This window comes from Sphaerisporangium krabiense (assembly GCF_014200435.1).
Classification (GTDB): domain Bacteria; phylum Actinomycetota; class Actinomycetes; order Streptosporangiales; family Streptosporangiaceae; genus Sphaerisporangium; species Sphaerisporangium krabiense.
On the sequence record NZ_JACHBR010000002.1, the window covers coordinates 1,118,296 to 1,137,522 of the forward strand.

The 19,227-nt window shown below is 71.5% G+C and carries 20 protein-coding genes; 17 read left to right on the top strand and 3 right to left on the bottom strand.

Features of this window, described 5'->3' with window-relative positions; all coding sequences use genetic code 11:
* Nucleotides 1-60 precede the first annotated feature (60 nt).
* Genes BJ981_RS32900 through aspS form a run of 3 tightly spaced genes read left to right on the top strand, consistent with a single transcriptional unit; the run spans nt 61 to nt 3,757 of the window.
* Nucleotides 61-744 (top strand): MBL fold metallo-hydrolase, encoded by a 684-nt coding sequence (locus BJ981_RS32900; RefSeq protein ID WP_184617256.1) that lies wholly within the window; start codon nt 61-63, stop codon nt 742-744.
* Nucleotides 744-2,003 carry a histidine--tRNA ligase gene (hisS, locus tag BJ981_RS32905; protein WP_184617257.1) on the top strand — a complete coding sequence of 420 codons (1,260 nt, stop codon included), beginning with the start codon at nt 744-746 and terminating at the stop codon, nt 2,001-2,003. Before BJ981_RS32900 ends, hisS begins: the two co-directional genes overlap by 1 nt.
* Entirely contained in the window at nt 2,000-3,757 is a 1,758-nt protein-coding gene (aspS, locus tag BJ981_RS32910; RefSeq protein ID WP_184617258.1) for an aspartate--tRNA ligase, read from the top strand. The genes hisS and aspS overlap by 4 nt, the downstream gene beginning before the upstream one ends.
* 75 nt (nt 3,758-3,832) lie before the next feature.
* Here the strand turns inward: aspS and BJ981_RS32915 are convergent, their stop codons facing one another.
* Nucleotides 3,833-4,759 (bottom strand): peptidylprolyl isomerase, encoded by a 927-nt coding sequence (locus tag BJ981_RS32915; protein ID WP_184617259.1) that lies wholly within the window; start codon nt 4,757-4,759, stop codon nt 3,833-3,835.
* Nucleotides 4,760-5,065: 306 nt separating this feature from the next.
* Between BJ981_RS32915 and BJ981_RS32920 the strand changes: the two genes are divergently transcribed.
* The 9 genes from BJ981_RS32920 (at nt 5,066) to BJ981_RS32960 (ending at nt 14,657) form a co-directional block, all read left to right on the top strand.
* On the top strand, nt 5,066-5,527 hold the full coding sequence (locus BJ981_RS32920; protein WP_184617260.1) for a DUF2231 domain-containing protein: 462 nt from the start codon (nt 5,066-5,068) through the stop codon (nt 5,525-5,527).
* 79 nt (nt 5,528-5,606) lie between these two features.
* Nucleotides 5,607-6,923, top strand: coding sequence for a replication-associated recombination protein A (locus BJ981_RS32925; RefSeq protein WP_184617261.1), 1,317 nt, complete (start codon nt 5,607-5,609; stop codon nt 6,921-6,923).
* Between the two features lie 195 nt (nt 6,924-7,118).
* The gene (locus tag BJ981_RS32930) at nt 7,119-7,505 is read left to right on the top strand and encodes a DUF948 domain-containing protein (RefSeq protein ID WP_184617262.1); all 387 of its coding nucleotides are present in this window, start codon (nt 7,119-7,121) and stop codon (nt 7,503-7,505) included.
* The gene (locus BJ981_RS32935) at nt 7,502-7,774 is read left to right on the top strand and encodes a hypothetical protein (RefSeq protein WP_184617263.1); all 273 of its coding nucleotides are present in this window, start codon (nt 7,502-7,504) and stop codon (nt 7,772-7,774) included. Before BJ981_RS32930 ends, BJ981_RS32935 begins: the two co-directional genes overlap by 4 nt.
* Nucleotide 7,775: 1 nt before the next feature.
* Nucleotides 7,776-10,448 carry an alanine--tRNA ligase gene (gene alaS / locus BJ981_RS32940; protein WP_184617264.1) on the top strand — a complete coding sequence of 891 codons (2,673 nt, stop codon included), beginning with the start codon at nt 7,776-7,778 and terminating at the stop codon, nt 10,446-10,448.
* 178 nt (nt 10,449-10,626) lie between these two features.
* The gene (ruvX, locus tag BJ981_RS32945) at nt 10,627-11,124 is read left to right on the top strand and encodes a Holliday junction resolvase RuvX (protein ID WP_184617265.1); all 498 of its coding nucleotides are present in this window, start codon (nt 10,627-10,629) and stop codon (nt 11,122-11,124) included.
* Nucleotides 11,121-12,500, top strand: coding sequence for an endolytic transglycosylase MltG (gene mltG / locus BJ981_RS32950; protein WP_204070586.1), 1,380 nt, complete (start codon nt 11,121-11,123; stop codon nt 12,498-12,500). The genes ruvX and mltG (BJ981_RS32950) overlap by 4 nt, the downstream gene beginning before the upstream one ends.
* A 157-nt stretch (nt 12,501-12,657) precedes the next feature.
* A complete protein-coding gene (gene mltG / locus BJ981_RS32955; protein ID WP_184617266.1) occupies nt 12,658-13,821 on the top strand; it encodes an endolytic transglycosylase MltG in 1,164 nt (387 codons plus the stop codon).
* A complete protein-coding gene (locus BJ981_RS32960; RefSeq protein ID WP_184617267.1) occupies nt 13,821-14,657 on the top strand; it encodes a shikimate dehydrogenase in 837 nt (278 codons plus the stop codon). Before mltG (BJ981_RS32955) ends, BJ981_RS32960 begins: the two co-directional genes overlap by 1 nt.
* On the opposite strand, the gene BJ981_RS32965 is transcribed toward BJ981_RS32960, so the two are convergent.
* Nucleotides 14,632-15,054 carry a type II toxin-antitoxin system VapC family toxin gene (locus BJ981_RS32965; RefSeq protein ID WP_184617268.1) on the bottom strand — a complete coding sequence of 141 codons (423 nt, stop codon included), beginning with the start codon at nt 15,052-15,054 and terminating at the stop codon, nt 14,632-14,634. The genes BJ981_RS32960 and BJ981_RS32965 overlap by 26 nt on opposite strands.
* Entirely contained in the window at nt 15,051-15,299 is a 249-nt protein-coding gene (locus BJ981_RS32970; RefSeq protein ID WP_184617269.1) for a type II toxin-antitoxin system Phd/YefM family antitoxin, read from the bottom strand. Before BJ981_RS32970 ends, BJ981_RS32965 begins: the two co-directional genes overlap by 4 nt.
* A gap of 394 nt (nt 15,300-15,693) precedes the next feature.
* Here BJ981_RS32970 and infC point away from each other — a divergent pair, with 394 nt between their 5' ends.
* From infC to BJ981_RS32995, 5 genes are all read left to right on the top strand, one after another.
* Complete coding sequence (gene infC, locus BJ981_RS32975; RefSeq protein WP_311745968.1) at nt 15,694-16,275, top strand: translation initiation factor IF-3; 582 nt, start codon at nt 15,694-15,696, stop codon at nt 16,273-16,275.
* Nucleotides 16,276-16,428: 153 nt separating this feature from the next.
* A complete protein-coding gene (gene rpmI / locus BJ981_RS32980) occupies nt 16,429-16,623 on the top strand; it encodes a 50S ribosomal protein L35 (RefSeq protein WP_184617270.1) in 195 nt (64 codons plus the stop codon).
* A 24-nt stretch (nt 16,624-16,647) separates the two neighbouring features.
* Entirely contained in the window at nt 16,648-17,031 is a 384-nt protein-coding gene (rplT, locus tag BJ981_RS32985) for a 50S ribosomal protein L20 (RefSeq protein WP_184617271.1), read from the top strand.
* 113 nt (nt 17,032-17,144) lie between these two features.
* Nucleotides 17,145-17,957 carry a TrmH family RNA methyltransferase gene (locus BJ981_RS32990; RefSeq protein WP_184617272.1) on the top strand — a complete coding sequence of 271 codons (813 nt, stop codon included), beginning with the start codon at nt 17,145-17,147 and terminating at the stop codon, nt 17,955-17,957.
* 150 nt (nt 17,958-18,107) lie between these two features.
* A complete protein-coding gene (locus BJ981_RS32995; RefSeq protein WP_184617273.1) occupies nt 18,108-19,193 on the top strand; it encodes a sensor histidine kinase in 1,086 nt (361 codons plus the stop codon).
* The last annotated feature ends 34 nt before the right edge of the window (nt 19,194-19,227 follow it).

Here is a 19,227-nt window from a genome sequence, read left to right on the forward strand (position 1 = left end):
CTTCGGTTACATTCCCATCCGCTTTCCTTGACGAGATCGATCACACCGAGGTCCGCTTCCGTGCTCATCGACGGCTTTCCCGCCGGGTCCTTGCAGGCCAACTGCTACGTCGCCGCTCCCGCCCCCGGCGAGGAATGCGTGATCGTCGACCCAGGCCAGGACGCCATGGCCGGCGTCGACGCGCTGCTGCGCGAGCACCGTCTCAAGCCCGTCGCGGTGCTCCTGACACACGGCCATCTCGACCACGTGTGGTCGGTCGCGCCGGTGTGCGGGGCGCGCGACGTCCCGGCGTGGATACACCCCGAGGACCGCGAGCTCCTCAGCGACCCTGCCAAGGGCTTCTCGCTCATGCCCGGCCAGGATCTCTTCGGGGGGCTCACGTTCACCGAGCCCGACGACGTGCGCGAGCTTTCCGACGGTTCGGTGCTGGAGATCGCGGGCATGGCCATCACCGTCGACCACGCGCCCGGCCATACCAGGGGGTCGGTGACGTTCAGGCTCGCGGAGGAGCGTGTGATGTTCTCCGGAGACCTGCTGTTCGCCGGCTCCATCGGACGCAGCGATCTTCCGGGCGGTGACTACCCGACCATCCTGCGCAGCCTGGGCCGCGTGTGCCTGACGCTGCCGGACGACATCGCGGTGCTGCCCGGTCACGGACCACAGACGACGATCGGCCGCGAACGCGCCACCAACCCGTACCTCGCCGAGGCGGCGCCGTTCGCGGGTCCAACCAGGGGACTGTAATGAGCTTTCAGGCGCCCAAGGGCGTACAGGAATACGTTCCGCCGCAGTCGGCGACGTTCCTCGCGGTGCGCGCGGCCTTCTCCGGCGCGGCCGCCAACGCCGGCTACTCCTACATCGAGGTGCCGGTCTTCGAGGACACCCAGTTGTTCGCGCGCGGCGTCGGCGCGTCCACCGACGTCGTGACCAAAGAGATGTACACCTTCTCGGACAAGGGCGGGCGGTCCATCACGCTGCGGCCCGAGTTCACCGCGGGCGTGATGCGCTCGGCGCTGGAGCACGGCCTGCACCAGGGCCAGCTTCCGGTCAAGCTCTGGACCACCGGCCCGGCCTTCCGGTACGAGAGCCCGCAGTCCGGCCGCTACCGGCAGTTCTACCAGTTCAACCTGGAGGCCATCGGCACCGAGGACCCGGCGGTGGACGCCGAGACCATCGCCGTGGCCTGGACGGGCTACCAGGCGCTCGGCCTGACCCAGGTCCGGCTGAAGCTGAACACCCTCGGCTGCAAGCAGTGCCGCCCGGCCTACCGCGCCGCCCTGCAGGACTTCCTGCGCGGGCTCGACCTGGACGAGGCCACCCGGGCGCGCGTCGAGATCAACCCGCTGCGCGTGCTGGACGACAAGCGGCCCGAGGTCAGGGCCCAGGTCGAGGACGCCCCGCTGATCACCGACCACCTGTGCGCGTCCTGCAAGGCCCACCACGACCGGGTGCGCTCCCTGCTGGAGGATCTCGGCGTCCCCTGGGAGGACGTCCCTCGCCTGGTGCGCGGGCTGGACTACTACACCCGCACCACCTACGAGTTCGACCACCCGCTGCTCGGCGCGCAGTCCGGCATCGGCGGCGGCGGACGCTACGACGGCCTCTCGGAGGACATCGGCGGCCCGCCGCTGCCCGGCATCGGCTTCGCCGTCGGCGTCGACCGCATCATCCTCGCCGTCGAGGCCGAGAACCTCGCTCAGGAGGCCCCGCCGCGCGTCGCGGTGTTCGGGGTCCCCCTCGGCGAGGAGGCCGCCAGGCGCCTGTTCAGGCTCGTGCACGAGCTGCGCGCGGCGGGCGTGCCCGCCGACATGGCCTTCGACGGCAAGGGCCTCAAGGGCGCCATGAAGGGCGCCGACCGTTCGGGGGCCGCCTACGCGGTGATCCTCGGCGACCGCGACATCGCCGCCGGGGCCGCCCAGGTCAAGCACCTCGCGAGCGGCGGCCAGACCGCCGTACCTCTCGCCGAGATCGTCACGACTTTGAAGGAGAGACTGACCAAATGATCCGCACGCACACCGCCGGATCGCTGCGCAAGGAGCACGCCGGCCGGCAGGTGACGCTGGCCGGGTGGGTGGCGCGCCGCCGCGACCACGGCGGCGTGGTCTTCATCGACCTGCGCGACGCCTCGGGCACCGCCCAGGTGGTGTTCCGCGAGGAGGACCACGCGCACGACCTGCGCTCGGAGTACTGCGTCAGGATCTCAGGCGAGGTGCGCACCCGTCCCGAGGGCAACGAGAACCCCGACCTGCCCACCGGTGAGATCGAGGTCGTCGCCTCGGAGGTCGAGGTGCTGAGCGAGTCCGCGCCGCTGCCGTTCCCCATCGAGGGCGGCGCGGGCGTCTCGGAGGAGGCCCGGCTCAAGTACCGCTACCTCGACATCCGCCGCCAGCAGGTCGCCGACGCGCTGCGCGTGCGCTCGACCGCCACCTACCTGGCCCACGACGTCATGCGCGAGCACGGCTTCGTCTACGTCGAGACGCCCGACCTCACCCGCTCGACCCCCGAGGGCGCCCGCGACTTCCTGGTGCCGGTGCGCCTGCAGCCCGGCTCCTGGTACGCCCTGCCGCAGTCGCCCCAGCTGTTCAAGCAGCTCCTCATGGTGGGCGGGCTGGAGCGCTACTACCAGCTCGCGCGCTGCTTCCGCGACGAGGACCTGCGCGCCGACCGCCAGCCGGAGTTCACCCAGATCGACGTCGAGATGTCGTTCGTCGACCAGGACGACGTGATCGCCCTCGGCGAGGCGCTGATCGGCCGGATCTGGAAGGAGACCCTGGGCTACGAGATCCCCCTGCCGCTGCCCCGGCTCACCTACCGCGAGGCCATGGCCCGCTTCGGCTCCGACAAGCCCGACCTCCGCTTCGACTGCGAGCTGGTCGAGATGACGGACTACTTCGCGGGCACGTCCTTCCGGGTCTTCCAGGCGCCCTACGTCGGCGCCGTGGTGATGCCGGGCGGCGCCTCCCAGACCCGCAAGGAGCTGGACGCCTGGCAGGACTGGGCCAAGTCGCGCGGCGCCAGGGGCCTCGCCTACGTCCTGGTCGGCCAGGACGGCGAGCTCGGCGGCCCCGTCGCCAAGAACCTCACCGACCAGGAGCGCGCCGGCCTCGCCGAGGCCGTCGGCGCCGCGCCGGGCGACGCGGTGTTCTTCGCCGCGGGCGCGCCCTCGGCCTCGCGCGACCTTCTGGGCGCGGCCCGCCTGGAGATCGGGCGGCGCTGCGGCCTGATCGACGAGTCGCGGTGGAGCTTCCTGTGGGTGGTCGACGCCCCCATGTTCGAGCCGGTGCTCGACGAGGTCGGCCGCCAGACCGGCTGGACGGCCGTGCACCACCCGTTCACCGGCCCCAAGCCCGAGTGGGCCGACACCTTCCAGGACCACCCCGGCGAGGCCCTGGCGTACGCCTACGACATGGTGTGCAACGGCATGGAGATCGGCGGCGGCTCGATCCGTGTCCACCGGGCCGAGATGCAGCAGCGGGTCTTCGACGTGCTCGGCATCTCCAAGGAGGAGGCCGAGAGCAAGTTCGGCTTCCTGCTGGAGGCGTTCAAGTACGGTCCGCCCCCGCACGGCGGCATCGCCTACGGCTGGGACCGCGTCTGCATGCTGCTCGCGGGCGGCGAGTCGATCCGCGACGTCATCGCCTTCCCCAAGACGGCCTCCGGCTTCGACCCCCTGACGGCCGCGCCCACGCCCATCACCCCCGAGCAGCGCAAGGAGGCCGGGGTCGACGCGCGGCGCGCCCCCGCCCCCGGCGCCTGACGGCATCCGTGAAGGCCCGGGCCCGGCGCGCGGACGCGCGCCGGGCCCGGGCCTTTCGCCGTGGGCGTCCGGCCGTCAGCGGCTGACGCGCAGGTCCTTGATGATGACGGGCAGCTTGGGGGCGTTGGAGCCCTCGCCGCGCACGTCGGCCATGGGGTCGCCGTTGAAGGGGATGATGCCGCCCTTGGCGATCTTGTCGATGACGTCCATGCCCTTGGTGACCACGCCGAACGGGGTGAAGGCGGCGCCCTGGTCGCTCAGCTGGGTGTTCTCGTCGGAGAAGCTGAACCAGAACTGGCTGCCGTTGGAGTTGGCGTCCTCGCTGGACTGGGCCATCGCGACCGTGCCCCGGCCGAGCGACATGCCGCCCAGGTTCTCGTCCTCGAACAGGTAGCCCGGGCCGCCGGTGCCGTCCCCCGCGGTCTTGCCGTCGCCCTTGGCCAGCGGGTCGCCGCACTGCAGCATGCCGAGCCCGACGGTCTCTGGGGTGGCGAGGCGGTGGCACCGCGTGTTGTCGAAGTAGTTCTTCTTGGCGAGGAACTCGAACGAGTTGATCGTGCACGGCGCCTGCTGGGTGGCGAGCTGGATGACGATCTGACCCTGGTTGGTGTCGATCGTCATCCACTTGGCCTTCAGGTCGGGCTTGTCGGGCGGCGTGCCGACGCTCTTGGCCGGCGACCCGCTGTCGTCCTTCCGGTACGTGCACTTGGTGGCCGCCGGAGCGGCGGTCGAGCCGGGCAGCGCGGCCGTGGTGCCGCTGGACGGGGTCGCCGACGCCGACGCCGAGGCCGTGGGGGAGGTCTCCGGGGCGGCGTTCCCCGGATCCTTGTCGTCGCCGCCCATGAGGGTGGTGGCGGCGATGACGCCGCCCGCGACGAGGACGACGCCCGCGACGGCGCCGATGATCGTGTTCCGCTTGGAGGACGAGCCGCCCTTGACCCGCTGCTCCTGTCGCTCGCGGTGCTCCCGTGCCAGCTGGGTCTGGCGATCCACGTCGGTCACGGTATGCCTTCCATTTGCCGATAGATGACTTGAGATGCTCGGGAATCGTACCGGCCTTTACGTTGAGGCCGCATAAAACGCGCAGTTCGCGCGCCTGTGAAGATCATTATTGACCTACCGTACCCCTTGTCCAGATCTTTGCGGAGCGGAAAGTTGCACTGCTGACTTCTTACGCGGACTTCACGTCGACGAGGCGATCATCGGGGTGGCACGGTCACGGGCCGCCGGCCGGGGGGATGTTCTCGAGAACCGGGAGCGGGCCTTATCCGTATTAGGGACGACACGTCACACCACAGGAGCCAAGACATGTTCGAAGAGGTCCTCGGCCTGCCCGCCCACCCGCTGATCGTGCACACCGCGGTGATCTTCATTCCGCTGCTCGCGGTCGGTTCGGTGGTGTACGGCGTGGTCCCGCGCTGGCGCCCCTCCCTAGGCTGGGCCGTGGCGGCGCTGGCCGTGGCCGCCCCCCTGACCGCGTTCGCCGCCCGCCAGAGCGGCGAGGCCTTCGAGGAGCGGCTCTTCTCGGGTGGCGCGCCCGAGGGCGTGATGGCCCAGCGCATCCAGGAGCACGAGAGCTACGCCCTGCCCCTGCTGCTGACCTCCATCGGGCTGGGCGTGGTCGCGCTCCTGCTCGTCTACTCCACCGCCAGGCTCGGCAGGACGGCCACCACGGTCCTGTCCGTCCTCACCGTCCCGCTCGCCCTGGTCGCCGGGTTCTACGTCCTGCGCGCCGGTCACACCGGCGCCACCGCCGTCTGGGGCGGCTGACCGCACGACCCCTGCCGGCCCCATGCGAGGGCCCCGCCGCCGCGGCGTGGGCCTTCGCCGGCGGCGGTAATGTCGACGCGTGGAGAGTTTGTTCGATGCGGCGGCCGAGGAGGCGCACAAGAGCCAGGAGCCCCTGGCCGTGCGCATGCGGCCGAAGACGCTCGACGAGGTCATCGGGCAGCGCCACCTTCTCGGGCCGGGAACGCCCCTGCGCCGGCTCGTCGAGAGCGACGCGCCCATGTCCCTGTTCCTGTGGGGCCCGCCCGGCACCGGCAAGACCACGCTCGCCTACGTCGTCGCCGGCGTCACCGCCCGGCGCTTCGTCGAGATCTCCGCGGTGTCCGCCGGGGTCAAGGAGGTCCGCGCGGCCATCGAGCAGGCCAGGGCCGAGCTCGGCATGAGCGGCCGTCAGACCGTCCTGTTCGTCGACGAGGTGCACCGCTTCAACAAGGCCCAGCAGGACGCCCTGCTGCCCGCCGTCGAGAACCGCTGGGTGACGTTCATCGGAGCCACCACCGAGAACCCCTTCTTCTCGGTGATCTCCCCGCTGCTGTCGCGCTCCCTGCTGCTGACCCTGGAGTCCCTGTCGGAGGACGACGTCCGCGCCGTCCTGGAGCGCGCCGCGCGCGACCCGCGCGGGCTCGGCGGCCGGGTGACCCTGACCGCCCCCGCCCTGGACCATCTCGTGCGGCTGGCCGGGGGAGACGCGCGCCGCTCCCTCACCTACCTGGAGGCGGCCGCGCTGCTCGTCCCCGACGGCGAGATCACCGTCGAGACCGTCGAGAAGGCCGTCGACAAGGCCGCCGTCCGCTACGACCGGCAGGGCGACCAGCACTACGACGTCGTCAGCGCGTTCATCAAGAGCATGCGCGGCTCCGACGCCGACGCCGCGCTCCACTACCTCGCCCGCATGATCGAGGCGGGGGAGGACCCGCGGTTCATCGCGCGCCGCGTCATGATCTTCGCCTCCGAGGACGTCGGCATGGCCGACCCGACCTGCCTGCAGGTCGCCGTGGCCGCGGCCCAGGCCGTCCAGATGATCGGCCTGCCCGAGGGACGGCTCAACCTCGCCCAGGCCGTGATCCACTGCGCGCTCGCGCCCAAGTCCAACGCCGTCATTAAGGCCATCGGCGCCGCCGCCGACGACGTCAGGCGCGGGCTGATCGGCCAGATCCCCGGCCACCTGCGCGACGCCCACTACCCCGGCGCCGCCAAGCTCGGGCACGGCAAGGGCTACCAGTACCCCCACGACTTCGAGCACGGCCTGGTCCGCCAGGAGTACGCGCCCGAGCCGATCCGCGACCGCCGCTACTACGAGCCCACCCGGCACGGCAGCGAGCAGCACTTCGCCGACCGCTGGTCCAAGATCAGGGAGTTCCTCCGCGGCGGCCCGTGACCGTGCCGCACCAGGGGTACCCCCGGACGCCCGCCGGTCTCCGGCGATCCGCCCGCCCGTCCACAGGCGGCGCCCGTCGTCCACAGCGGGGCGTGCTGGGCGCGGGCCAGGCCGCCGGGCGCGATAGGGTCTCCCCATTCCACCGCCCTAGCCGGGCCGCACATCCGCAAGGCGCCTACGAGGGGACGCACCGACATGCTTACCGCCGGAGAGGTCGCCGGCCTCATCGTCGCCATGTTCTGGGCGATACTGGTCTGCTTTCTCGCAGTCGTGCTGGTCAGGCTGGCCAGGCTGCTCACCCAGACCACCAAGCTGATGGCCGACCTCAACGAACGGGTCATCCCCCTGCTCGACGACGTCAGCCTCACCGTCGCCGAGGCCAACCGGCAGCTCGTCGCGGTCGAGGCCATCGCGGGTGACATGAAACAGGTCAGCGGCAACATGGTCAGGGTCACCGGAGTCGCCTCCACGTTCTTCGCCAAACCGCTGATCAAGGCCTCGGCCCTGGCGCACGGCGTGCGCCGCGCCGTGGCCGCGCGCCGCGCCCCCCGGCCCTCCCTCGAAGGGCGGCGGCGCGCATGATCCGCCGGCTGATCTACCTCGGCCTGGGCGCGTACATCGGCATCTGGACGATGCGTAAGCTGCAAGCGTTGAAGCCCGACCACGTCGCGCGCCGCGCCGCCGACGGAGCCCTCGGCCTGGTCGCGGAGGCCAGGCTGTTCGCCAGGGACGTCCGGGGCCTGGCCGCCGGGCGCGAGGCCGAGCTGCGGGCGCACTACGCGCTCGAACCCGCCGGGGAGACCCGGCCCACCCAGGAAACCCACCACAACGACGTAAAGGACGGCCGCTGAGATGGAGTCGGCAGAGATCGCCCGCCGCTTCCTGCGCTTCTTCGAGGAGCGCGGTCACACCGTCGTGCCCTCGGCCAGCCTTGTCGCGGAGGATCCCACGCTGCTGCTGGTCAACGCGGGCATGGTGCCCTTCAAGCCCTACTTCCTCGGGCAGAAGAAGCCGCCCTTCCCGCGCGCGGCCAGCGCCCAGAAGGTCATGCGCACCCTCGACATCGACGAGGTCGGCAAGACCACGCGCCACGCCAGCTTCTTCCAGATGCTCGGCAACTTCTCCTTCGGCGACTACTTCAAGGAGCAGGCGCTCCCGTACGCCTGGGAGCTGCTGACCAGGCCGGAGTCCGAGGGCGGGTTCGGCTTCGCCCCCGAGCGCCTGTGGGTCACGGTCTACCACGACGACGACGAGGCCGCCTCCATCTGGCAGCACAAGATCGGCGTCCCCGCCGACCGCATCCAGCGCCGCGGCATGGCCGACAACTTCTGGTCCATGGGCGTCCCCGGCCCGTGCGGGCCGTGCTCCGAGATCTACTACGACCGCGGCCCCGAGTACGGCCGCGACGGCGGGCCCGTCGCCGACGAGAACCGCTACCTCGAGGTGTGGAACAACGTCTTCATGCAGTTCGAGCGCGGCGCCGGCGGCGGCAAGGAGGGCTTCCCGATCCTCGGCGAGCTCCCCGCCAAGAGCGTCGACACCGGCATGGGCCTCGAGCGCATGGCCGCCATCCTGCAGGGCGTCGACAACATCTACGAGATCGACACCACCTACAAGATCCTCGACAGGGCCGCCGAGCTCACCAGATCCCGCTACGGCAGGAACGACCGCGCCGACGTCTCGCTCCGCGTCGTCGCCGACCATATGCGCGCCGGCGTCATGCTCGTCGGCGACGGCGTCCTGCCCTCCAACGAGGGCCGGGGCTACGTCCTGCGCCGCATGCTGCGCCGCGCCATCCGCAACCTGCGCCTGCTCGGCGCGGGCGAGGAGCGCTACATGCACGAGCTCACCGCCACCACCATCGAGGTCATGGGCCGGCAGTACCCCGAGCTGAAGGTCGACGCCGCCAACATCCACACGGTGATCGACGCCGAGGAGACCTCCTTCCTCGGCACGCTGCGCACCGGCACCGCGATCTTCGACGCCGCCGTCGAGGAGACCAAGCGCAAGGGCCGCGCGGTCCTCGCCGGCCCCCAGGCCTTCCAGCTCCACGACACCTACGGCTTCCCCATCGACCTCACCCTGGAGATGGCCGCCGAGCAGGGCCTCAAGGTGGACGAAGAGGGCTTCCGCCGCCTCATGCAGGAGCAGCGCGACCGCGCCAAGGCCGACTCCGCCGCGAAGAAGACCGGCAACGCCGACGTCTCGGTGCTCGGCGCGATGCTCGACAAGGCCGGCCGCGTCGACTTCCTCGGCTACGACCTCACCGTCGCCGAGGCCACCGTCGTCGGCGTCCTGGTGGACGGCGCCTCCGTGCAGGCGGCCGGCGCGGGCGCCACCGTCGAGGTCGTCCTCGACCGCACCCCCTTCTACGCCGAGGGCGGCGGCCAGCTCGCCGACCAGGGCGTGATCCGGTCCTCCGGCGCCTCGGTCGAGATCGTCGACGTGCAGTCCCCGTTCGCGGGCCTGGTCGTCCACCGCGGCAAGGTGAGCGAGGGCGAGATCCGCGTGGGCGATCCCGTCCAGGCCGAGATCGACGTCGAGCGCCGCCGCGCGATCTCGCGCAGCCACACCGCCACCCACCTGGTGCACCGCGGCTTCCGCAACGCCCTCGGCGAGAGCGCGGCCCAGGCCGGGTCGGAGAACTCTCCCGGGCGCTTCCGCTTCGACTTCACCGCCGCCGGGGCCGTCGCGCCCGCCGTGCTGCGCGACGTCGAGGACGAGGTCAACGCCATCCTCATCAACGACCTGAAGGTCCACGCCTACCACACCTCGCTCGACGAGGCCCGCGCCATGGGCGCGCTGGCCCTGTTCGGCGAGAAGTACGGCGACGAGGTCCGCATCGTCGAGGTCGGCGAGTACTCGCGTGAGCTGTGCGGCGGCACGCACGTCGCCAGCTCCGGGCAGCTCGGCCTCGTCAAGGTGCTCGGCGAGGCGTCGATCGGCGCGGGCGTCCGCCGCGTCGAGGCCCTGGTCGGCATCGACGCCTTCCGGTTCCTCGCCCGCGAGAGCGTGCTCGTCGCCCAGCTCAGCGAGCAGCTCAAGGCCCGCCGCGAAGAGCTGCCCGAGCGCATCGACGGCATCGTCACCCGCCTGCGCGCCGCCGAGCGCGAACTGGAGAAGGTCCGCTCGGCCCAGGTGCTGGCCGCGGCGGGCGAACTCGCCGCCTCCGCCCGCGACGTCGACGGCGTGTCGGTCGTGACGCACCGCGCGCCTGACGGAACTTCCGCCGATGACCTGCGTAAACTCGCTCTGGAAGTGCGCGGGCGTTTCCCCGGTGACCGCGCCGCGATGATCGTGGTCGCCGGTGTGCCCGCAGACCGGCCGGTCGTGGTCGCCGCTGTGAACGATGCGGGACGCACCCGGGGCCTTGCGGCCGGGCGACTGGTCGGCGTCGCCGCCAAGGCACTTGGGGGTGGCGGTGGCGGTAAAGATGACGTCGCACAGGGTGGCGGAGCCCGCCCGGAGGCGATCGGTGACGCGCTCGACGCCGTCGACCGCGCGATCCGGGAGACCCTGTCCTGACCGACCAGGCGAGCCCCGTCCGGACGGCCCAGGTGAACCGAATGCCGGCCGGCCCGCGAGACCCTGCGCCGGTCGGTGCGCGAGACCCTGCGCCGGCCGGCCCGCGAGGCTCTGTGCAGGCCGGCCCGCGAGGCCCTGTGCAGGCCGGCGCGGGCTCGTGGGTTCTGGGGTGTGCCGGGTGAGGCGGGGGGTACGGCTCGGGGTGGACGTCGGGTCCGTCCGGGTGGGGGTCGCGCGCAGTGACCCCTCCGGGCTGCTCGCCACCCCGGTCGAGACCGTCCGCCGGGGCCGCGGCGACCTGGACCGCATCGCGGCCGTCGCCGAGGAGCACGAGGCGATCGAGATCGTCGTCGGCCTGCCGACCTCGCTGTCGGGCCGCGAGAGCCACGCCGCCGCCGCCGCGCGCGAGTTCGCCGTGCGCCTGGCCGCGCGGCTGTCGCCCACGCCGGTGCGCCTGTACGACGAGCGGCTGACCACCGTGACCGCCCAGCAGGGCCTGCGGGCCAGCGGGGTCAAGGCGAAGAACCAGCGCGCGGTCGTCGACCAGGCGGCGGCCGTCGTGCTGCTGCAGGCCGCCCTGGACGCCGAGCGCGCGAGCGGCGCGCCACCGGGCAGACCCGTCGAGCCGCCGGGGCGGCGCCCCGGCGGAGAATCGAGCGCCGGGCCGGTCCAGTGACCCGCCCGCCCGGCCCGCCCCACGAGCCGGAGCACCACGACGACACCTCCGCCGTCCCCGCCGCGCCCGGGGGCGCGCCGCCGCCGTCCGAGACGCCGGCCGCGGGATCGGCGGGGCCGCGACCGCGCGGCCGATCCGGCCAGGAGCCCTCCGACGACCCGTCGGGCCCGGCGGCCCCCGACCATCCGGACGGCGTCCACAGGACGGTGAGCCCCGATGGTCCCGACGAGACGGGTGCCCCGGAGGACTCGGGGAGTGCCGAGGACGTGGAGGCGGACGGGCTCATCCGGTTCAGGGACGAGGTGGAGAAGGAGAGCGAGGGGGAGCGGAAGGAGCGGGGGCGGCGGGGGCTGATCGCGCTGGTGGCCGGGGGGAGCGCGGTGCTGGTCGCCGCGGGGCTGGCCGGGGCGTTCGTCCTGTTCAAGCCGCTTCTCTCACCGCAGGACTTCGACGGCCCGGGGACCGTTCCCGTCGTCGTCCGCATAGCGCCGGGCGCGAGCGCGGGCGAGATCGCCGAGACGCTCGTGCGCGCCGAGGTCGTCGCGAGCGCCAGGTCGTTCGTCGGCGCGGTGGAACGGCGCGGCAAGGAGAACAGCCTCAGGCCCGGCCACTACCGGATGCGCAAGCGCATGGCCGCCTCGATGGCCCTCGACCTGCTGCTGTCCTCGCAGGCCAGGATCCGCAAGCGGGTCACCCTCCCGGAGGGCCTGCGCGCCGTGCAGAGCGTCGCCCGTCTCGCCAAGGGCTCGGGCCTGCCCGCCGCCGAGTTCGCCCGGCTGGCCGCCGCGCCCGCCGGGCTCGGCCTGCCCCCGTACGCCAACGGCGCGGTCGAGGGCTTCCTGTTCCCCGCGACCTACGAGGTGGAGCCGTCCACCGCGCCGCGCGACCTGATGCGGGCGACCGTCCGCCGGTTCAAGCGCGCCGCCACCCGTGTGGACCTGGAGGCGGGGGCCGGGCGGCTGAAGATCACGCCCCGCGAGGTGGTGATCGTCGCCAGCATCGCGCAGGCCGAGGGGGGCAGGGTCGCCGACTATCCGAAGATCGCGAGAGTCATCTACAATCGGCTGGCCTCCCGAGCCAAGCTGGAGATGGACAGCACCGTGATGTACGGCCTGGGCAAGCACGGCATCGTGGCCTCACATGCCGAGATCAAGCGTGACACCCCTTACAACACCTACATGCACCCCGGGCTGCCGCCGGGCCCGATCTGCAACCCCGGCGAGGCGGCACTCCGGGCGGCGCTAAGCCCGGCAAAGGGTGATTGGTACTGGTTCGTCACGGTTGACCCAGCGCGTAGAATCACGAAATTCACTGACAAAGAGAGCGAGTTCGTGAAGTTCCGAGCAGAGCTAAACAAGCGTCTCGGGCAGCACTGATGCCCATCGGGACGGTTGCCACCTCCATGACAACTCGGGCGATCTTCGACGATCAGTCCTATGGTGGTGCAACGACGACTTGCCTGGTATGCCCCACCAACATCGGGCGCTTGCGCGACGATGGGCAGGTCGGACAGGGAGATAGGCGTGCGCACATATGAACGATCTCGACCTCGATAGTCTGCTCGGCGCCGAGGACGACGAGGGCCCGCGACGCAAGGGCCGCGGCTCCCGGGTCAACCGGGCCCGCAGCAGGAGGCGCCAGCGCCGCCAGCGGCGCAAGGGCTTCGTGGCGTTCTTCGTGGCGATGGTCATCATCGTCGGCGTCCTCGGTGTCGGCGGCTACTACGGCTACCAGTGGGTCCGTGACATGGCGGTCGCCGAGGACTACGCCGGGCCGGGCACCGGCGAGGTCATCGTCGAGATCAAGGACGGCCAGAGCGCGGGCGACGTGGCGCAGACCCTCGTCGAGCAGGGCGTCGTCGCCAGCGAGCGCGCGTTCGTCAACGCCATCGACGCCGCCGGCAAGACCGGTTCCCTCCAGCCCGGCCAGTACAAGCTGCGCAAGGGCATGGCCGCCGTCGTCGCCGTCCCGCTTCTCGACCCCAAGCTCAGGCTCCAGACCACGCTGACGATCCGCGAGGGCCTGCGCCTCTCCCAGATCCTCCAGCAGCTCTCCACCGCCACGGGCAAGCCGGTGACGGTCTTCCAGAAGGCCGCCAAGGACGCCGAGTCCCTCGAACTGCCCGCCTACGCCAAGGGCCGCCTCGAAGGGTTCGCCTTCCCCGCGACCTACGAGATCTCTCCCAAGTCCACTCCCGACGAGATCCTCGCGAGCATGGTGGCGCGCTTCAGTGAGGCCGCCGAGCAGGCCGACCTCGTGGCGGGCGCCAAGAAGGTGGGCCGCACGCCCCTGGAGATCGTGACGATCGCGAGCATCGTCCAGGCCGAGTCGGGCAACGTGCGCGACATGGCGAAGGTCGCCCGGGTGATCTACAACCGGCTGAACCGCGACCCCGAGATGAAGCTCCAGATGGACAGCACGGTCATGTACGGACTCAACAAGTTCGGCATCGCGGCCACGCACGAGGAGCTGAAGAGCAAGTCGCCGTACAACACCTACGCGCGCCTCGGCCTGCCCCCCGGCCCCATCGGCAACCCCGGCGACCACGCCATCGAGGCGGCGCTGAACCCGGCGAAGGGGAACTGGCTGTTCTTCGTCACCACCGACCCCAAGAGGGGCATCACGAAGTTCACCGACTCGGAGACGGAGTTCTTCAAGCTCGCCGAGGAGTTCAACAAGAACCACGGGGCGGGCTGATGGAGCGGCGCGCGGCCGTTCTCGGCTCCCCGATCGCGCACTCGCTGTCGCCCGCCCTGCACCGGGGCGCGTACGCCGCGCTCGGGCTGAAGGGATGGCGCTACGACGCGATCGCCTGCGACGAGGCGGGGCTGCCCGGCCTGATCGCGGGCCTCGGCCCCGAGTGGGCGGGGCTGTCGCTGACCATGCCGCTCAAGCGGGCCGTGCTGCCCCTGCTCGACAGCGTCGCGGACCTGGCGGTCGAGGTCGGCGGCGTCAACACCGTCCTACTGCGTGACGGCGCCCGGCACGGCGAGAACACCGACGTGCACGGCATCGTCCAGGCCCTGGCCGAGTCGGGCGTGCGGGCGCCGCGCAGCGCGACCATCCTCGGCGGCGGGGCAACGGCGGCCTCGGCCCTGGCGGCCCTGCGCGAGCTGGGCCTGTTCGAGGCGGCGCTGGTCGTGCGGGACAGGACCGGCGCCCGGGAGACCGAGGAGGCGGCCGAGCGGCTGGGCATGCGGGTGACGGTCGAGACGTTCGACAAGCTGGACGTTCTGCTGGATGTGGACCTGGCCGTCTCCACCCTCCCACCGGGCGCGGCCGATCTCTACGCGCCGTCGCTCGCGGGGGTGCCCACGGTCTTCGACGTCGTCTACACTCCCTGGCCGACCCCTCTGGCACGAGCCGTGGCCGGCGCGGGCGGCACGGTCGTGAGCGGCTTCGCCATGCTGGTGCACCAGGCGGTCCGCCAGGTCGAGCTCTACACGGGTCTGGGCCGGGGAGTGGTGCCCGTGGATCTCGTCAGGGCGGCCGGCGAGGCCGAGATCGCTAGACGATCGGCTCGAACGGATTGAGCACGCGGACTCCGGTGCCCGCGACGTCCTTCACGTTGCGGGTCACCAGAGTCCATCCCTTGATCAGTGCGGTCGCGGCCAGTAGCCCGTCGACGGCAGGAAGCGGGCAGACCGTGCGGAGGCGTCCCCATTCCTCGGCGATGTCCGCGGTCACCGGGATGATGCGATCGCGGAAGTCGCGGTAGACGGCGTCGAGCCACACGTCGATGGTTTCCGCCCGCCGGGAGTCCCGCTGCCGGATGCGCTCGACGCCGTAACGGATCTCACCGAGCACCATTGTGCTGAGGTAGAGCGCCGGTCCGTTGATCGAGTCGACCCACTCCATGACCTGAGGGTCGGGAGTGCGCTTTCGCACTTCGGACACCACGTTGGTGTCGAGGAGATATCCCGTACTCATCGAGCGAACTCCACCTCACGGGCTGAGTCCCGGGCCGGGAGCTCCAGCTCGTCCCAGGGGGGCGAGGACCTGAGGAACTCCTTGAAGTCGGGAGCGCCATACCGGATGCGCCGGTACTCCGCGATGTCGATGACGACGGCCACCTCCTCACCGTGCCGGGTGATCACCTGCGGACCCTCCTCGTGGGCCCGCCGGAGCACCTCGCTGAACTTCTGCTTCGCTTCCTGCAACTGCCACTCCGCCATGCGGATCTCCTGTCTAGTTGCTCTAGATTGCCGGGCCGATGCTATCGATCGATTGCGTTGCGTGTCTGGGAAATCGCTCCATGTGATCGCGGTGAGGAAGATTCGGCGGACACGCCGTGTTGTGGTAGTGTGACTGCTTGATCGGTCCGGCATGAATGCTGGACGCGCAAGCGGAGGTCTTCCTCCCACCTGATCGGCCGCGAGGCCGATGGGTTCAGGATCACTCCGGAGCTTTCCGGGGGGCCCCGAGGCCGGGTGGCCGATGGGTTCCAGTGGCCCCGCATGCGCGACGTGCGGGGCTTTTCGCTTTCCGGGCGAAGGCCGCCGTCACGGTCGAGCACTCACGCGGACAAATGCCAGGCACCTAGGAGGTCCCATCAGCACTGAGCCCCGCATCAACGAGCGTATTCGCGTGCCCGAGGTCCGTCTCGTGGGGCCGAACGGCGAGCAGGTCGGCATCGTCTCGATCGGCGACGCCCTGAAGCTGGCCCAGGAATCGGATCTCGACCTGGTCGAGGTCGCGGCCACGGCCCGTCCGCCCGTGTGCAAGCTCATGGACTACGGCAAGTTCAAGTACGAGTCGGCCATGAAGGCACGCGAGGCGCGCCGCAACCAGGCGCACACGATCATCAAGGAGATCAAGCTCCGGCCGAAGATCGATCCGCATGACTACGAGACCAAGAAGGGTCACGTCGTGCGGTTCCTCAAAGCGGGGGACAAGGTCAAGGTCACCATCATGTTCCGCGGACGCGAGCAGTCGCGTCCCGAGCTGGGCTTCCGGCTTCTGCAGAGGCTCGCGGAGGACGTCACCGAACTCGGCTTCGTGGAGTCCCAGCCCAAGCAGGACGGCCGGAACATGATCATGGTGATCGGGCCGCACAAGAAGAAGGCCGAGGCCAAGGCCGAGCGTGTCGCGGCCCGCACCAAGGGCGACGAGCCCGGCGAGGCGGACGCGAGCACCCCGGACGTGGCGTAGGCCGCGCGGCCGCGCCAGTGAGAGACCCCGCCTGACGATCCGGCGGGATGTGGACACCGAGACCGGGTCAGGGGCTCACCGGGTGAGTCCCCGGATGAGGTACCTTGACCCGGGCCATCGGCACGGACGAACGACGAGGGAGATACGGCTGTCATGCCGAAGATGAAGACGCACAGCGGTGCGAAGAAGCGGTTCCGGCTCAGCGGGTCCGGCAAGGTCATTCGCCGCCGCGCCAACCGTGCCCACTACAACGAGCACAAGCCGTCCACGCGGACGCGCCGTCTCGCGCCTGAGGTCGTCATGTCCGATGCCGACACCAAGAAGATCAAGAAGCTGCTGGGCAAGTAACCGAACCCCCGGGGAGATAGAACAATGGCACGCGTAAAGCGGGCGCTCAACGCCAAGAAGAAGCGCCGCGTCGTCCTCGAGCGGGCGAGTGGTTACCGGGGCCAGCGGTCGCGGCTGTACCGCAAGGCCAAGGAGCAGATGCTCCACTCGCTGACCTATGCCTACCGCGACCGCAAGGACAAGAAGGGCGCGTTCCGGCGCCTGTGGATCCAGCGCATCAACGCCGCCGCGCGCGCGAACGGCATCACCTACAACCGGTTCATCCAGGGCCTGAAGGCCGCCGGTGTCGAGGTGGACCGCAAGATCCTCGCCGACCTGGCCGTCAACGACGCCCAGGCGTTCGCCGCGCTGGCCGAGGCCGCCAGGAAGGCGCTTCCGGCCGACGTGAACGCGCCGGTCGCCGGCTGACGTCCGGCGCACACACGAACTCAGGTGGACGACTCGTTCTCTCGCGGAGCGGGTCGTTCGCCGTTCCGGGGCCCGCGCGCGGCCGCCCCGGCAGGGCCGTCCAGGGGGACACAATGGCGGGGCCGGAGCTGACCAACATCAAGTCGCCGCGGGTCAAGGCCGCCAGGCGGCTGGCCAAGCGCGCCTTCCGCGACCGCGACCGCGCGTTCCTGGCGGAGGGCCCGCAGGCCGTCAGGGAGGCGCTGGCGCTGCCCGGCGTCACGGTCGAGCTGTTCGCCACCGCGGAGGCCGAGGCGCGGCACGCCGACATCGTGGCCGCCGCGCGCGAGGCCGGGGTGCCGGTGTTCGGGGCCAGCGGCGAGGTCATGGCCGAGCTGGCCCAGACGGTCACCCCGCAGGGCCTGCTGGCCGTCTGCCGGTTCGTGCACGTCCCGCTGGCCGAGGCGGCGCCCGCGGGCGCGGCCCTCGTCGCGGTGCTCGCGCACGTCCGCGACCCCGGCAACGCGGGCACGGTGCTGCGGACGGCCGACGCGGCCGGCGCGGACGCGGTGGTGTTCACCGACGCCTCGGTGGACCCCTACAACGGCAAGTGCGTCCGGGCGAGCGCCGGCAGCCTGTTCCACCTGCCGGTCGTCACCGCAGCCCCGGTGGCGGAGGCGGTGCGCCACCTGAAGGACGCGGGCCTGCGGGTCCTCGCCGCCGACGGCGCGGGCACCCGCACGCTGGACGACGTGGACCTGGCCGGGCCCACCGCCTGGATCTTCGGGAACGAGGCGTGGGGCCTGCCGGAGGAACTGCTCAAGCTCGCCGACGAGGTCGTACGGGTGCCGATCTACGGGCGCGCCGAGAGCCTGAACCTCGCGACGGCGGCCGCCGTCTGCCTGTACGCCTCGGCACGGGCCCAGCGGGCCGCCGCGGCGCGCTGAGACGGGGCGGCACGGCCGTGCGGGCCGCGGCGGGCGGGGCGCGGCCGCGGGTAGTCCCATCGGGCATGGCGGAGCGCCCGATGCCCGGCGTAGGGCTGCCGTCGGGCACGGGAAACCCGCTATTGTCGGCCCTGTAGGGTCGAGGAGGCGATGGTGCGCGGCGGACGAACCCACGGGCAGGAGGCCGATGCCGCATGCCTGATCGACGTCGACGACCTTCCCGACGGGGTGATCGTGGCCGACGCGCGCGGCCGGGTGGTCGCCTTCAACCACGCCGCCTCCAGCCTGACGGGCGCCGACCGCGAGGCCGTCCTCGGCGGTCACCTGCCCGAGGTGCTGCCCTTTCGGGACAACGACGGCCGCGACTGGTGGAAGTGGCTGGACGCCTACGGGGGGCTGCGCATCCGCAGCCGCCAGCCGGAGTGCTCGCTGTACCTGCCGGGCCGCCACGAGATGCTGGTCTCGGTCCGTTTCGTGCGCAGCCCTCGCCGCGGCGGCGACGTCGTCCGCGTGGTGATCACGCTGCGCGACGCCGCGGCCCGTGCCCGGCTGGAGCGCAGCAGGGCCGATCTGGTCTCCACCGTCGCCCACGAGCTGCGGTCCCCGCTGACCAGCGTCAAGGGGTTCACCGCGACGCTGCTGGCCAAGTGGGGCCGCTTCACCGACGACCAGAAGCGCGTGATGCTGGAGACGGTGAACGCCGACGCCGACCGCGTCACCCGGCTGATCACCGAGCTGCTGGACGTCTCGCGCATCGAGTCGGGCCGGCTGCAGATCCACCGCCAGGTCGTGGACGTCCCCGCCCGCGCCCGTAAGATCATCGAAGGCCGGGTGGCGGCGGGGGAGCCGGAGGACCGCTTCCGGCTCGACGTACGGGGCGGGCTTCCCGAGATGTGGCTCGACCAGGACAAGATCGACCAGATCCTGGGCAACCTGCTGGAAAACGCGGTGCGCCACGGACGCGGTACCGTGACGATAGTGGTGGAGCCGGTCGAGTGGGGAGTCGCCGTGTCCGTGCGCGACCAGGGTGAGGGTGTCGCACCCGAGCTGGCCTCGCGCGTCTTCCGCCAGTTCTGGCGGGGCAACGGGCGGCGCCGGGGTGGCACCGGTCTCGGCCTGTTCATCGTCAAGGGCTTGGTCGAGGCGCACGGTGGGACGATCACCGTGCAGCGTGCTCCGGGCGGCGGCGCGGAGTTCCGATTTACCATGCCCGCCGGCACTCCCGACTTCGCCTGAGGCGTCGCGCGAGTCGGCCGGCGGGCGGACCGCC

Coding starts and splice junctions, on each gene's coding strand:
- hisS (WP_184617257.1), top strand. CDS start 744: ATGAGCTTTCAGGCGCCCAAGGGCGTACAGGAATACGTTCCGCCGCAG.
- aspS (WP_184617258.1), top strand. CDS start 2,000: ATGATCCGCACGCACACCGCCGGATCGCTGCGCAAGGAGCACGCCGGC.
- BJ981_RS32920 (WP_184617260.1), top strand. CDS start 5,066: ATGTTCGAAGAGGTCCTCGGCCTGCCCGCCCACCCGCTGATCGTGCAC.
- BJ981_RS32930 (WP_184617262.1), top strand. CDS start 7,119: ATGCTTACCGCCGGAGAGGTCGCCGGCCTCATCGTCGCCATGTTCTGG.
- BJ981_RS32935 (WP_184617263.1), top strand. CDS start 7,502: ATGATCCGCCGGCTGATCTACCTCGGCCTGGGCGCGTACATCGGCATC.
- alaS (WP_184617264.1), top strand. CDS start 7,776: ATGGAGTCGGCAGAGATCGCCCGCCGCTTCCTGCGCTTCTTCGAGGAG.
- mltG (WP_184617266.1), top strand. CDS start 12,658: ATGAACGATCTCGACCTCGATAGTCTGCTCGGCGCCGAGGACGACGAG.
- BJ981_RS32960 (WP_184617267.1), top strand. CDS start 13,821: ATGGAGCGGCGCGCGGCCGTTCTCGGCTCCCCGATCGCGCACTCGCTG.
- BJ981_RS32965 (WP_184617268.1), bottom strand. CDS start 15,054: ATGAGTACGGGATATCTCCTCGACACCAACGTGGTGTCCGAAGTGCGA.
- BJ981_RS32970 (WP_184617269.1), bottom strand. CDS start 15,299: ATGGCGGAGTGGCAGTTGCAGGAAGCGAAGCAGAAGTTCAGCGAGGTG.
- rpmI (WP_184617270.1), top strand. CDS start 16,429: ATGCCGAAGATGAAGACGCACAGCGGTGCGAAGAAGCGGTTCCGGCTC.
- rplT (WP_184617271.1), top strand. CDS start 16,648: ATGGCACGCGTAAAGCGGGCGCTCAACGCCAAGAAGAAGCGCCGCGTC.
- BJ981_RS32990 (WP_184617272.1), top strand. CDS start 17,145: ATGGCGGGGCCGGAGCTGACCAACATCAAGTCGCCGCGGGTCAAGGCC.
- BJ981_RS32995 (WP_184617273.1), top strand. CDS start 18,108: ATGGTGCGCGGCGGACGAACCCACGGGCAGGAGGCCGATGCCGCATGC.